We start from the raw sequence: 13,661 nt of genomic DNA, 5'->3' as shown, positions 1-13,661 counted from the left end.
GCGGAACGCGAAACCGTCCCAGTCGGCGAGCTCGCCGTGCGCGCGCAGCATGGGCATCCACAGGGGCAGCATCGCCTTGAGGTACTTCGCGCACGGCGCATCCATCATCAGCCACACCTGGACCAGCAGCTCGCGCGACTGCTCCGAATACCGCTTCGGCCGCTCCGCGGGCGACATCGACGGCCTGCCGCGCCCGGCTTCCGTGAGTCTGCGTCTCGCGGTGCTCCTGCCGATTCCCAGCACGGAGCACATCTCATCGAGGATGCGTCCCTTGTCCTTCTTCGACGCCTTCATGTATTCATCCCTGAATCTCAGGGTGACCTGCCGCTTCGTCGCCATGCTGATCCTGTCTTCCATAAGACAAGCCAAACAGGACCGATACCGTTCGCGCTCATTCCCGATGAGGCACCACCACACCCTACGCGCTCAAAAAACGTGAGGCACGTCGTTCCTGCATCAGAAATTTCGGTTCATTTATACTGAAAATTATGAATGATATTTGAGGGAAACGTCAGATAATCGTTATGCCTCGTCCAAACGTGTATCGGTCGGTCTATTGGAAATAAAATTATCTTCCGAATTTTAAAAGGTGACGGGAATGTTGCTGCACATGCCCGTCACCCCTATGCATTGCCCCCTGTTACCGGGACATGTGCAGTCTACCAGTCATGGGTAAACTTCCACGCCGCCAATGCCGCTAACCCCGCCTTCCCGGGTTATGCTGTAGTAAAACCCTTTACTAAAGTTTGCGGGGAGGATGTCATGGCCACGCTCAAGGAAGTCGCGGAACGGGCCGGGGTGTCGCAGAGCACGGTGTCGCGCTTGCTGAATGACCCGTCGTTCTCCATCAAGGAGGAGACGCGTCGGCGCGTGCTGCGCGTGTGCGAGGAGATGGGATACCGCAACGTGTTCCGTCCCGCGATCGCGGTGTTGGATGCGCCTCCGTCCGGGGAGGAATTGCAGGATGCGTACTTCGCCGATCTGCGGAAGGTTCTTGCGGAGTGTGCGAAGTCGATGGAATTGGACCAGCCCACGTTCATCCGATCCATACACGAGTTGACGGAACGTGCGGCGGAGTTCGATGGGTTCATCACCGTGGGCGCCACGGTGTTTCCCGAAGCGGACCTGCGCGCCCTGCATGCGGTGCTCCCGCATGGCGTGTGCATCGACACGAATCCGGCGCCGCACCTGTTCGACTCCGTACGGCCCGATCTGTCGCAGACGATGCTGGACGCCCTGGACGCGATGATCGCGGCGGGCCGCAGGCGCATCGCGTTTCTCGGCGGAGTGGGCAGCATCATGGGCACGCATGACTATCCCGAGGACATCCGTGAACTGTCGTTCCGCCAGTGGGCCGCGCACTTGGGATTGGAAACGGACGGATTGGTGTATTCGTCCGGCACGTTCACCGTGGAGAACGGCTACCGTCTCGCGGAGCAATTGGTGGCCGACCATCGTGAGGCCGGCAGCATGCCCGATGGTTTGATCGTGGCTGCCGACGTGCTCGCGGTGGGAGCGTTGCAGGCGTTGAACGCACTGCGCGTGGCGGTCCCCGACGAGTTGGCCGTGGTGAGCGTGAACAACCAGTCGATCGCCCGATACACGTCGCCGCCGCTGAGCTCGTATGCGATCGATCAAAGGGAGTTGGCCCGCATGGCGTTCTCCACCCTGATCGACGGATTAAAGCACGAGCGGCGGGTGCGGCGTCACATCCTGCTCACGACCGAGCTGGTGCCGCGCGCCAGCTTCGTTCCTCGGACATAAGGCGTCATCGAAGACAAACGGCACCGGCTCCGGCCTACAGGGAGGCGTTTACTTCATCTGGCGGCCGGCACACCAGACGTGTTGGGCGGTCCAGTCGGCGGGGTCGAGGAGGTTGAGGTCGGCGGCGTATCCGGGGCGATCAGGCCGAGCGGCGTGCCGGTGACGGGGTTGGCCCGGTCGAATCCGAAGGCGCGGGCCGGGGTGAGGGTGGCGGCCTCGACGGCGGCGACCGGGCTGAAGCCGAGTTCGTTGACCGCGCGCTGGACCGCGACCTCCAGGGTGAGCGTGGAGCCGGCGATGGCGCCGTTGGAGACGAGTCGGGCGTGGCCGTCGATGACGTTCACGTCAAGTTCGCCGAGCTTGTATGCGCCGTCGGGGCAGTCGGTGGCGGCCATCGCGTCGGTGACGAACGCGATGCGGTGGGGCGCCAGTCCGAAGCCGAGCTTGACCATCGGGTTCTGCACGTGGAAGCCGTCGTTGATGAGCTCGATGGTGACGCGCGGGTCCTCGACGGCGGCCGGGATGGGCCCCGGTTCGCGGTGGTGCAGGCCGTTCATCGCATTGAACATGTGGGTCATGATGCCGGCGCCCGCGTCGAAGCCGGCCTGGGCGGTGGCGTAGTCGGCGTCACAGTGGCCGACCGCGGGCACCACGCCGGCGGCCGCGAACTGCTTGATGGCGCCAATGCCGTGCTCGAGCTCGGGGGCGATGGTGATCTGGCGGATGCAGCCGAGACGCCCGACGGCGGGGTCGGCGCCCGAGGCGTCGAGCATGCGATCCACGAGTTCGGGCACCGGGTCCTTGAGGCAGTTCGGGTCGTGCGCGCCCTTGCGCTTCAAGGCGAGGAACGGGCCTTCAAGGTGGCAGCCGAGGATGTCCGGGCGGGAGGCCATCTTCTCATGCACGGTGCGGATGTTGCGGCAGATCACGTCCATCGGGTTGGTGATAAGCGAGAGCACCTGACGGGTGGTGCCGTGGACCGCGTGACCGGCTCGGGCCACGTCGATGCCGTCCGGGCCGTCGTCAAACGACTTCTCCCAGGCGCCGTGGGCATGAATGTCCACGTAGCCGGGCGTGAGGATGCGGCCGGCAGCGTCGATGACCTCGCCGGAGCGGGAGGCCGGGTCGATGCCGACCGTGCGGCAGGCGTGTTCGAACGCCTCCTCGCCGGTGCCGTCCGCCGCGGCGGAGCCCGTGGCCACGATCACGCCACGCGAGTCCGAGACCACCCAGTACCCGGATTGCTCGCCGCGGGCGTCCACCTTGCGCGCCCCTCGAATCGCGACCGGCTTGGCCTCGCCTTCCAGCACTGCCGTCACGCGGGCTACGATCTCATCTCTGTCCTGCGTCATGATTTCCTTCCTGCATATGGGTTCGGGCTCCCTCTTTGCGAAGCAAGAAGGAGCCCGAATCGTTCGTCTGCCGATCAGATGCCCTGCCAGGCCGGCTTGTGCGTGGAGGCGTAGCGGTAGTAGTCCTTGTGGCGCAGACGGCTCGCGGCCTCCTCGTCGATGATGATCGTGGCGTGCGGGTGCAGCTGCAGCGCGGAGGCCGGGCAGAACGCGGAGACGCCGCCCTCGACGGTCTCCTCGATGGCCTCGGCCTTGCCGGAGCCGAACGCGAGCAGCACGAGATGACGGGCCTTCAGGACCGTGCCGATGCCCTGCGTGATGCAGTGGGTCGGCACCTGGTTGATGTCGTCGTCGAAGAAGCGCGCGTTGTCGATGCGGGTCTGCTCGGCCAAGGTCTTCACGCGCGTGCCGGACGCGAGCGAGGAGCCGGGCTCGTTGAAACCGATGTGGCCGTCGGTGCCGATGCCGAGGATCTGCACGTCGATGCCGCCCGCGGCCTCGATGGCCGCATCGTAGGCGGGACCGGCGGCGGCGATCTTCTCGCCGTCCTCCAGCGGGGCACCGTTCAGCACGTCACCGGGCACGTGGACCTTTTCCGGGTCGAGGCCCAGGGGCTCGACGACCGTGCGGTGGATGGTGGAGTGGTAGGACTCCGGGTGGGTCAGCGGCAGGCCCAGGTACTCGTCCAGCGCGAAGCCGCGCACATGGGAGACGTCGATGGATTCGTCCTTCACGATCTTGGCGAGGGCGCGGTAGGCGGCCAGCGGGCTGGAACCGGTGGCCGCCTACCGCGCCCGGCTTGGCCTTGATGAGGTCCGCCACGCAGCGGCCGTAGATCTCGCCGGCCTCCTCTTCGTTCTTGACGATGATCACTTCAGCCATGATTGATTGCCTCTTTTCCTGTGGAGTGTGTTTGGGAAATGTATATATACGTGTACGGGCGGCGGCATGGTGGTGTATGCCGCCGCCCGTTGCCGGTCAGATGAGTTCGAGGTCCACGTCGAGGGTGAGCGGCCTGCCGGCGGACAGCTGGTAGGCCGTGTGGACGGGGGCTCCCCAGGAGTCGTCTCCGCCGACTCCCATCTGGGCCGCGAGCAGACGCAGGTAGTTGTGGCGCGGCTCGGGCAGGTCCTCATGGCGGCGCGCTGCCTCGATCATGTAGGTGTTCCAGGGCAGCAGGCTGGCCGTGAAGTGACGGTCGCCGCGCTGGGTGACGCGCAATCCGTGGCCTTGGATGTCGATGGCTTCGAGCCAGCGGACGTCCTCGTGGCTGCCGGTTTCCTGCACCATGAGATACGGTGCCATGCTCGTCTTCGCGGTGGCGTCCCAGATGCCGAGTTTGCCGCCCTGCTTGCGGTCGCGGTAGGTCTCCTCGGGGCCGGGGCCGTAGTAGCGCAGACGCTCGTATTCGCCGGGCAGTTCCCATTCGACGCCGAACGCGGGAAGGCTGGCCGCACCGGTGGCTCCGCCGGGGTATTCGACGGTCAGTCGCATGCGCATGTCGGCGGTGATGCGGTAGGCGACCGTCACGGGCGTGTGGTCCGGGTCGGCGAGCTCGTACCGGTATTTGGCGGTGAGCCCTCCGTCGTCGGATTGCGCGATGCTCGTATCGGTCACGACGGCGTAGCGGCCGGCCGCGAACCATGCGGCGCGGTCGAATCCGGAACGGTTGCCCCGGTCGTTGTCGGTCAGCGGGCGGAAGGTGACGAGTTCGGGGCGTCGGATGACCATTTCCCGGCCGTCCCGCTTCCAGGAGACGATGCCTCCCTGGGTGCGTGACAGGAGGATTTCCTCGTCGTCGCGGCGGATGCCCGCGTTCCACCGGCCGAGCGTGACCGTCGCGCGGCCGTCGTCGTCATGATCGGTCTCGGTGATGTCCCGTTCGGGGTTGAGTGTGCCGGTGAGCTGGCCGAACGCGAGCTCGTAACCGGCCGGCGCCCATGCGGTGGCTTCCGCGGTCAGGAGATCGACCTCGTAGGTGACCTCGCGCGTATTCCCGTCCGTGTCGATGTCGGGGAAGGCGATGTCGTGGCGCTGGGTGTCTCCGGCGTCCACGTCGAACCGGTAGTCGGCGTGCCAGATCTCATGCCCGTCTTCGAGGAGCCGTGCGGCGAACACGTAGCCGTCGGTGCCGGCGAACAGGTTGCGGTTCTCGATGGTCACGCCGTGTCCGTCGGGGGTGAGCTTGACCGGCGAGTACAGCTGCTTGACCTCCTGCGCCTTGGGGCTGGGCGTGCGGTCGGCGAACACGATGCCGTTGCCCACGAATTCGTAGTCGGTTGGCCGGTCGGCCCAGTCGCCGCCGACGCTGAGGCGTTCTCGCCCGTCGGGCAGGCGCTGGACGAGTCCTTGGTCGATGTAGTCCCAGATGAACCCGCCGGAGTAGCGCTCGTACTGTTCGAGGTCGATGAACTCGCTCAGACCGCCGCACGAGTTTCCCATGGCGTGCATGTACTCGCAGCTGACGAACGGCTTGTTCGCCTCGCCCCGTTCGTCGCCGTGTTCGAGCCAGTCGCGGATTTCGTCGGGCTTGGCGTACATGCGGCTTTCGAAGTCGCTGATCCCGTCGTAGGCGTGGTTCCAGTTGACGCCTTCGTAGTGGACGGGGCGGGACGGGTCGAGCCGGTGCGCGTGCGCGCTCATGGCCTTGAGGACTTCGCCCGCGTAGGATTCGTTGCCCAGCGACCAGACGAGCACGCTGGGATGGTTGCGGTCGCGCAGGATCATGCTGTCCAGCCGGTCGATGCACGCGCCCAGCCAGGCCTCGTCGTCGCCGGGGACGGAGGTGCCCACGGGGATGTCGCCGGGGCTGTTCCAGCTGCCGTGGGTCTCCAGGTTGGTCTCGTCGATCAGGTAGATGCCGTATTCGTCGCACAGCTCGTACCAGCGGGACTGGTTCGGGTAGTGCGAGGTGCGCACCGCGTTGATGTTGTGGCGCTTCATGAAGCGGATGTCCCACAGCATGTCCTCTTCGGTGACGGCACGGCCGCGCCGGCAGTCGAACTCGTGGCGGTTGACGCCGCGGAACACGAGACGTTTGCCGTTGAGCTTGAGGATGCCGTCCTCGATGGCCACATGCCGGAAGCCGATGCGGGTGCGCGCGGTCTCCAGGACCTTGCCGTCCGCGTCGAGCAGGGTGACGGACAGCTCGTACAGGTCGGGGCGTTCGGCGCTCCAGGGGGCCGCGTCGTCGATCTCGGCCTCGGCGTGCAGCGTTCCGGCCGCTTCCGTGGCGGTGCGCCAGACGACGGCGCCGTTCTTGTCCCGCAGTGCGAGGTCGGCCGTCGCGGCGTTCGCGGCGCCGTCGATCAGTACGTCCAGCGAAAGCGATCCGATCGACGTGGCGGGCTCCCAATCGGCCCCGGCGTGGATGTCGGAGACATGGGCGGCGGGCCTCGCATTGAGCTCGACGGAGCGGAACAGGCCGTGCAGACGCCAGAAGTCCTGGTCCTCCAGCCAGCTCGCGCTCGAATACTCGTAGCAGGCGACCGCCAGCACGTTGCCGTCCTTCCTGACGACGTCCGTCACGTCGAACTCGCTGGGCGTGAAGGAGTCCTCGGCGTATCCGACGAACGCGCCGTTGAGCCACACGTAGATGGCGGTGGCAGCGCCCTGGAAGGTGAGCGTCACCGTGCGGCCCTCGCGGATGGCCTGGGCGACCGCGCCCTCCGCGGCGAACTCGCGTCGGTAGACCGCCACATGGCCATGCTCGGGGATGGCCGGGGCCTTCGGGTCCTCGTGGCCGTCCCACGGGTACTGCACGTTCACGTACTGCGGGTCGAGCAGCCCCGCGGTCTCCAGATGCGAGGGCACCTGCACCCGGGAGAACGACGAGTCGTCGAAGCCCGGTGCGGCGAACAGAGGCGACACGTCGCTGATCCAATCCGGCCCGTCGCTCGTCCCGTCGGGGAAGCTGTTCGCCGGCGCCGTCTCGACTCGGACCCGCCATTCGCCGTCGAGGCTCTGCGTGAGATTGGTGCCCTCGCCGACGGAGGGGGCGTGCGACCAGCATGCATGGTCGGAATGGGCGTCGAGCCGGTGGACCGCGTACACGCGCGGGTCGGCGAGCCATGCCGTCGTCGGCATGGACGGGGAGACGATCGGATCGCCGTTCTTCCGCTGATCGTCGGTTGTGTTCATGATGTCCTCGCTTTCGCATCGGATTGCGTCGCGTCGTTGCCGCCGCAGTTCGGGAGCCTTCGAATGTGACTCCTTGCACAACGATGATAAAGATATTTACTAATTTACGCAACTTCTTGCGCTTGTCCCGACTGCGACCGCAAGAACAGCGGAAAGCCTTTACTTATCAACGATAATCCGGTCTCCGACCATCGCCAGCGCCCGCGCGGTGTGTTGGATTGGCGAACATGAATCGTTGGCATTGCTTGCGACACGCGGTAAAGTTTTTTACTTTTTCAAGAAAGTCCTATACTCGCGTCTTGCGGGATCGGAGCTGTTCCCGCGCACGGATTCTTTACAGGTCGCAAGGAGGCCACCACACCATGAGCGGATCCACCACACAGCGCACGGCGACGCCCGGACAGCCGCAGCCCATGCCCACCAGGAACATGGGGCAGAAGATCGCATACGCGTTCGGCAACCTGGGCCAGGCCGCGTTCTACAACACGATGAGCACGTTCTTCATCACGTTCGTGACCACCGCGCTGTTCATCGACGTGGACAAGACGCTGGCCGCGCGCCTCATCGCGGTGATCACCGGACTCGTGGTGGTCATCCGCATCGCGGAGATCTTCCTCGACCCGCTGCTCGGCAACCTCGTGGACAACACGAACACCCGCTGGGGCCGGTTCCGTCCCTGGCAGTTCATCGGAGGCCTCGTGCCCGGCATCCTGCTGATCATGGTGTTCACCGGCCTGTTCGGGCTCGTGGACGTGAACACCGGCGTGTTCATGGTCCTGTTCGTCATCGTGTTCATCCTGCTGGACGTGATCTACTCGCTGCGCGACATCTCCTACTGGGGCATGATCCCCGCGATCTCCTCCGACTCGCACGAGCGCAGCACGTACACCGCTCTCGGCGCGTTCACCGGATCCATCGGATACAACGGCGTCACCGTCATCGTCGTGCCCGTCGTCAGCTGGTTCACCTGGAAGTTCACCGGCCAATGGGAGCAGGGCCGCACCGGCTGGGCCGCGTTCGCCATCATCATCGCCGTGCTCGGTTTGCTCACCGCGTGGAGCGTCGCGTTCGGCACCCGCGAGAACCAGGGCGAGCTGCGCGCCAAGGCCGAGGCCAACGGCAACCCCATCGAGGCGTTCAAGGCAATCGCCCAGAACGACCAGCTCCTGTGGGTCGCCTTGAGCTACCTGCTGTACTCCGTGGCCAACGTCGCCACCACCGGCGTGCTCTTCTACCAGTTCAAATACGTGCTCGGCGCCCCGGACAGCTTCTCCATCGCCGGCGTCATCCCGGTCATCACCGGACTGGTCACCACGCCCCTCTACCCGGTGCTCAACCGGCGCATCCCGCGCCGCTGGCTGTACACCGCCGGCATGGCGTTCATGATCGCCGGCTATACGCTGTTCATCATCGCGCCCATGAACCTGCCCGTCGTCATCGTCGCGCTCGTCCTCTTCTACCTGCCCGCGCAGACCATCCAGATGACCGCCATCCTGAGCATGACCGACTCCATCGAATACGGCCAGCTCAAGACCGGCAAGCGCAACGAGGCCGTCACCCTCTCCGTGCGCCCGATGCTCGACAAGATCGCCGGCGCCCTGTCCAACGGCATCGTGGGCTTCGTGGCCGTCGCCGCCGGCATGGTCGGCAACGCCACCGCCGCCGACATGACCGCCGCGAACATCCGCACGTTCAAGACCTGCGCCTACTACCTGCCGCTCGCCGGCATCGTCGCCAGCCTCGTCGTCTTCCTCCTGACCGTCAAGATCGACGAGAACATGCACGACCACATCGTCGAACAGCTCGAAGAACGACTCGCCTCCGAGAACACCGACGAACAGTAAGCAGCCAAAAACGGCAAGGGAACGGCCCGACGCGAACGGTTTGAACCGTTGGCGTCGGGCCGTTGCCATGCCCGCCGGGGAGAGAAGAAGGAAGAGAACCGGCGGGGTTCCGGCCGGATTGTCGTCCGGCCGGAAGAATCATCGCGGCGGAGAACGGTCCCCGCCGCTTCGGTCAGACCACGGATTGCCCGCCGGGAACCGAATCCGTGGTTTCGACGGCATCCGCGTCGGCGGCCCCGGCATCGACGGGTTGCATCGTGCCGGAGTGGCGGCCGGCGGCGTTGTTCCCGCGCCTGAACCTGCGGGCGGCGACCAGTCCCACGCCGACGGCGAGCAGGGTGATCGCCGCCGCGATCACGCCCTGGACGGCGGCGCCGGTATGGGCGAGCCCGGTCCGGTAGCCGTTCCAGTCGTCGGTGTTGCTGACCACTTCGGTGTCGGGGCAGACGAGCCTGCCGTCGATCGTGACCGCGTCATCGGGCGCGGACGTCTCGTCCTTGCCGTCGAACGGATCCGGGTCGGAGACGACGCATTCAACCAACGGCGTGCCGGTGACCGTGGCGCGGTCGGTGTGATGGCCGGTCACGCCCTTGAGGACGCCCTTGACCTCGACGCTCTCGCCGGGCTTGAGGATGCGGCTGTCCCAATCGGCGGGGTATTCGAGATCGGTCACCCGGCCGTCGCCGGCGACCAGCTGGTCCTTGAGGTTCAGGTCCTTGGTTCGGTACCATGCGCCCTGCTTGGTGTCGGGGTCGGTGGTGCTGGTGTTGGTGATGGTGAACACGATGCGCGTGTCGCCCTGCATGGCCAGCGCGTCCTTGACTTGGTCGCGGTCGCCGGCCGGCCAGCCGGAGGCCTCGTCCCATTTCTCGATCTTCAGGCTCGGGGTCATGTCGGGCGTGTGCGTCTCGACCTGGTTGGAAGGACGTTTGGTGCCGTTGATGGTTTCGTCGAACCGGTTGGCGATGTGTTCGCCGGTCTTGACGCGCTTGCACTGGATGAACGCGGTCCATGCCTGCTCGCTTTCGTCGTTGCCGCTGACGAGGTCGAGCATGCGCTGGGTCGCGGTAACGGTGACCACGCCCTTGTCGTCCTGCGCGAGGGTGAACAGTTCGTCGCCGTACACACTGGCGTCGAAGCCGCTGCCGGCGATCTTCACGCCCTTGCGGGCGATCACCTTGCCCTGCTCGGTCAGGTCGCGCATGGCGTATACGGCCCATTGGCCGGTGTACTGGTCATGCTCGGTGTCGAGCGGGTCGGTGATGCTCCAGTCGGTGACCTTCTGGTAGGCGCGGTGCGCGGGCAGCACGGAGCTGTCGAGGCGGTAGAGGAACAGGCTGTTGAGGTACACGCTCCGCTTGTCGATGGATTCGCCGTCCACCTTCACGACCACGTCCTTGGAGGGGTTGACGGGTTTGAGGGGGTTGGCGACCTCGTTGGTGTCCTTGCGGGTGTCGTTGACGACCTGCGTGGCCTTGTTCTTCACGATATGCCCGTCGGTGACCTTGATGACGGTCATCGGCAGGCTCACCTCGTAGCTCGTGCCCAGCATCGACTGGTCGATGGCCGGCTCCTTCAATGGGTCGTGGTCCTTCTTTTCGGCGTATTCCTTGAGGTTCTTGGGCTGGGGGTCGCCCTTGATGGTCTCGCCGGTGGCCGGCACCTTCGTGTCCGCGGTCTTGGCGTACACGTAGGCGACGCCGTCGATCGCCGCGATGTTGAACTTCGCGGTCACGTCCTTGCCGGTCGCGGTGTCGGTGACCTCGATGCGCTTGGCGTCGAGGGAGAGGTATTCGTCGTCCCAGTCGTCGGTCATGCCGAGCCTCCAGACCTTGTAGGCCTGGTTGGTCTGCTTGGCGTCGATGGTCACGCGGTAGTAGATCCGGTCGCCCAGCAGCACGGTCTTGCCGTCGATGCTGATGGACGGGTCGGCCTGGGTGTCCTTCTTCACCGGCGTGAAGTCGGGCGGCTCGTTCCATACCTTGTTGCTCGGGGTGATCATGTTGTTCAGCGTCAGGGCCCACTGGTTGCCGATTTTGGTGTCCGTGGGCGCGTCCTTGGCGACCGTGCCCTCGAAGCGGACGATGATGCGCGGGTTCGCGCCGTTGCGCCAGTTGGTCTTCACGTACCCGTCGGAGAACACGAGGCGCACCGCGTGCTGCGAGTCGTTCCACTGGGTCTCGTACTCGGTTTTCGGGATGAACTTGCCGGTGGACAGGTCGGTGACCTCCAGGGTCTGCTTGTCCACTTCAAGATGCTCGTCATAGGTGTCGGTGACCGCCACCTCGCTGACCGAGTACGCGAGATTGCCGGGCAGGTGGGGCTGGGTCTCCAGACGGTATTCCAAGCGTTGGCCCGGATAGACGACCCTGCCGTCCACGGACGCCTGGTCGCCTCCCTGTGAGGATTCGCCGACCACGTCCTTGACGACGGGCGGTATGTAGCCGCAGATCTTCGGCTCGTTCGTGGGGATGGTGTGCGTGTTGACGGTCTGTGAGCCCTTGTTCGTCAGCGCCTTGCCGTCCGGCGCGGTGCAGAACGACAGTTCGTCGCTCGCCTGCTTGCCGAAGTCGTCGCGCACCTGGCCCGCGCCCTTGCCGTTGGCGTAGGCCGCCTTGCCCGGGATGAGCAGCGTGACCTGCTTCGCGGTCTTCAATCCCTTCAATCCCTCGCGATAGGCCCAGCCGGCGGTGGCGGTCACCGTGGTGCCTTCCATCGTGATCGTCCACTGGTCGGTGACGTCCCTGCCGTGGTTGGCGATGTCGGTGACGCTGGACTCGCGATCGGTGCCGGCATCGGCCTCGTACACCCTGATCTTCGACTTGTCGTCGGCGTCGAACAGGTAGTCGGCGGCCGACCAGTCGTCCGTGAGCGTCAGGGTCTCCGGGGCCTGGATGAGGTTCTTGGCGATGGTGCCGTTGACCACCGAGGCGACCCGGTCCCCGTCCAGAAGCGTCATATCGTCGGCGCCGGTCCGGTTGGTCTCCTTCGGGTCGATGACCGCCTCCCACTGGCCCTTCGCGTTCAGGCGGATCCAGCTCTTGTCGGGATTCGGCCGCCACGTATCGAACTGTTTCGTTCCGGCGTCGGCCTCGGGCTCGTGGTTCCACTTGCCCCACGCATGGTCCCTGACCTGCTGGAAGTCGGAGGGCTTCGACACGGTCACGTCGAAGCTGAACTCGTAGACATGGTCCATGGGCATCTCGCCCTTGTCCGCCGAACGCGCGGCCGACACCGTGTTCGACGCCTTGTCCCAAGTGATCTCGAACTCGCCGGAAACGTCGCGGTTGCCGTCGGTCCTGTCGATGAGCCTGTAGCTGTCCACGGAGTATTCGACGCCGTTGGGTTCGATCACGTCGCGGAAACGCATCTCGTAGCCGCCGCGGCCGGTGCCGTACGTGATGGTGGTGCGGTTCGTCATCCGGTCGGCGCTCACGCCGTCCTCGGTCTTCTTGACCGGGGGTTCGGGCGGCACCGAGCTCACCTTCCAGGATTCGGCCGGGTCACGGTCCGCGGTGTCCACGGCCGCCTGCATGCGGCCCTGCTTGGGCACCTGGATGTCGATCCAGTACGAGCCCTCGGCCCAGTATTTCATGCCGAAATCCTTCGGCGAGGCGAGATTGTCGAGCTGGGTGTCCCCATTGCCGGAGAAGCTGATCGGCTTGCTCACGCTCTTCGCGGGCAGGTAGGGGCCGTTCTCGTAATGGATGATCGCGGTGCCGTTCAACGTCTCCTTGATCGCGGAACCGCCGTTGTCTGCATGGATGACGTCGCCGATCGGGTCGGTGGAGCCGACCTGCATGTCGGTCTTCTGCTTGTGGCTGGTGGTCACGTTCAATTTGTAATCGACCGGCGGCTGGTTCTGCGCCAGCACGATCACGCGGAACGAGGCGTTCGGGTTGGAGTTGATCGACTCCTGTGCCAGCGAGTCAACGCTGCGCGTGCCGAGCTTGTCCTTCCACGTGGTCGAGGTCGAGTACTTCTGTCCCTGATACGTGTAGTCGCCCTTCGCCTCGGCCTTCCACTGCGCCTCCCAACGGTTCTTCGCGTTCGAGCTCACGTAGCTGCCGTTGAACGAACCATCCGCCAAGCGCACGTAGCCCACCGCCACCAGACGGCAGTCCGCGTTCCCCTCACCCGTATAGGAGCGTTGGCACTCATCGATCGCGTCGCTCAAAGTCTTGTTCATGTTCACGAACTGGTTCTGCCCGTTCGCCAGATCGGACGACAGACGCACCTTCGCATCACTCAACGCCGTCTTCATGCCATCCAGCGTGGCCGGCCACGAATCCTTGTAGATCCAATGCACATCGGCCGTCTGCGTCGGACCACCGCCCGAACCGCCGCCATCCTCGCCGGAACCACCGCCACCGTTATCGGCCAACGCGACCGGAACCAGACAGGCCAGCAACGCCGCGGCGGCAGTGATCGACGCCACCGCGCCGGTGCCTTTCTTCCCGAACCTCATACGAAATCCTTTCCCACATGCGATCACAAGCCCCTCTCCGGGAAAGGGGGGAGACGGGGACTCCAGAACCCGCCTCCTCCCGGGTCCCTGGAA

General features: G+C 65.3%; 4 protein-coding genes and 3 pseudogenes. 2 read left to right on the top strand and 5 right to left on the bottom strand.

Annotated features, from left to right (window positions below):
• Nucleotides 1-339, bottom strand: a pseudogene (locus Tam1G_RS08735) (integrase catalytic domain-containing protein); the annotation flags it as partial.
• Between the two features lie 423 nt (nucleotides 340-762).
• Here Tam1G_RS08735 and Tam1G_RS08730 point away from each other — a divergent pair.
• The gene (locus Tam1G_RS08730; protein WP_101626215.1) at nucleotides 763-1,764 is read left to right on the top strand and encodes a LacI family DNA-binding transcriptional regulator; all 1,002 of its coding nucleotides are present in this window, start codon (nucleotides 763-765) and stop codon (nucleotides 1,762-1,764) included.
• A gap of 48 nt (nucleotides 1,765-1,812) precedes the next feature.
• On the opposite strand, the pseudogene Tam1G_RS08725 reads toward Tam1G_RS08730, so the two are convergent.
• The 3 genes and pseudogenes from Tam1G_RS08725 to lacZ all read right to left on the bottom strand — a co-directional run bounded on the left by Tam1G_RS08725 (nucleotide 1,813) and on the right by lacZ (nucleotide 7,256).
• A pseudogene (locus Tam1G_RS08725) lies at nucleotides 1,813-3,116 on the bottom strand (N-acetylglucosamine-6-phosphate deacetylase).
• A gap of 74 nt (nucleotides 3,117-3,190) precedes the next feature.
• A pseudogene (gene nagB / locus Tam1G_RS08720) lies at nucleotides 3,191-3,998 on the bottom strand (glucosamine-6-phosphate deaminase).
• A gap of 96 nt (nucleotides 3,999-4,094) precedes the next feature.
• The gene (lacZ, locus tag Tam1G_RS08715) at nucleotides 4,095-7,256 is read right to left on the bottom strand and encodes a beta-galactosidase, LacZ type (protein WP_101626214.1); all 3,162 of its coding nucleotides are present in this window, start codon (nucleotides 7,254-7,256) and stop codon (nucleotides 4,095-4,097) included.
• Nucleotides 7,257-7,618: 362 nt separating this feature from the next.
• Here lacZ and Tam1G_RS08710 point away from each other — a divergent pair, with 362 nt between their 5' ends.
• Nucleotides 7,619-9,100 carry a glycoside-pentoside-hexuronide (GPH):cation symporter gene (locus tag Tam1G_RS08710; protein ID WP_033495375.1) on the top strand — a complete coding sequence of 494 codons (1,482 nt, stop codon included), beginning with the start codon at nucleotides 7,619-7,621 and terminating at the stop codon, nucleotides 9,098-9,100.
• Between the two features lie 172 nt (nucleotides 9,101-9,272).
• Here Tam1G_RS08710 and Tam1G_RS08705 read toward each other — a convergent pair whose 3' ends face one another.
• Nucleotides 9,273-13,568, bottom strand: a complete 4,296-nt coding sequence (locus Tam1G_RS08705; protein ID WP_101626213.1) for an LPXTG cell wall anchor domain-containing protein — start codon at nucleotides 13,566-13,568, stop codon at nucleotides 9,273-9,275.
• Nucleotides 13,569-13,661: the final 93 nt, after the last annotated feature.

The organism is Bifidobacterium imperatoris, from assembly GCF_002860405.1.
GTDB lineage: Bacteria > Actinomycetota > Actinomycetes > Actinomycetales > Bifidobacteriaceae > Bifidobacterium > Bifidobacterium imperatoris.
The sequence above is the reverse complement of the archived record's forward strand: the minus strand, read 5'-3'. Positions and strand labels throughout refer to the sequence as shown.

Bases quoted from the DNA above. Each gene is read 5' to 3' on its own strand.
- Tam1G_RS08730 (WP_101626215.1), top strand. From the start codon at position 763: ATGGCCACGCTCAAGGAAGTCGCGGAACGGGCCGGGGTGTCGCAGAGC.
- lacZ (WP_101626214.1), bottom strand. From the start codon at position 7,256: ATGAACACAACCGACGATCAGCGGAAGAACGGCGATCCGATCGTCTCC.
- Tam1G_RS08710 (WP_033495375.1), top strand. From the start codon at position 7,619: ATGAGCGGATCCACCACACAGCGCACGGCGACGCCCGGACAGCCGCAG.
- Tam1G_RS08705 (WP_101626213.1), bottom strand. From the start codon at position 13,568: ATGAGGTTCGGGAAGAAAGGCACCGGCGCGGTGGCGTCGATCACTGCC.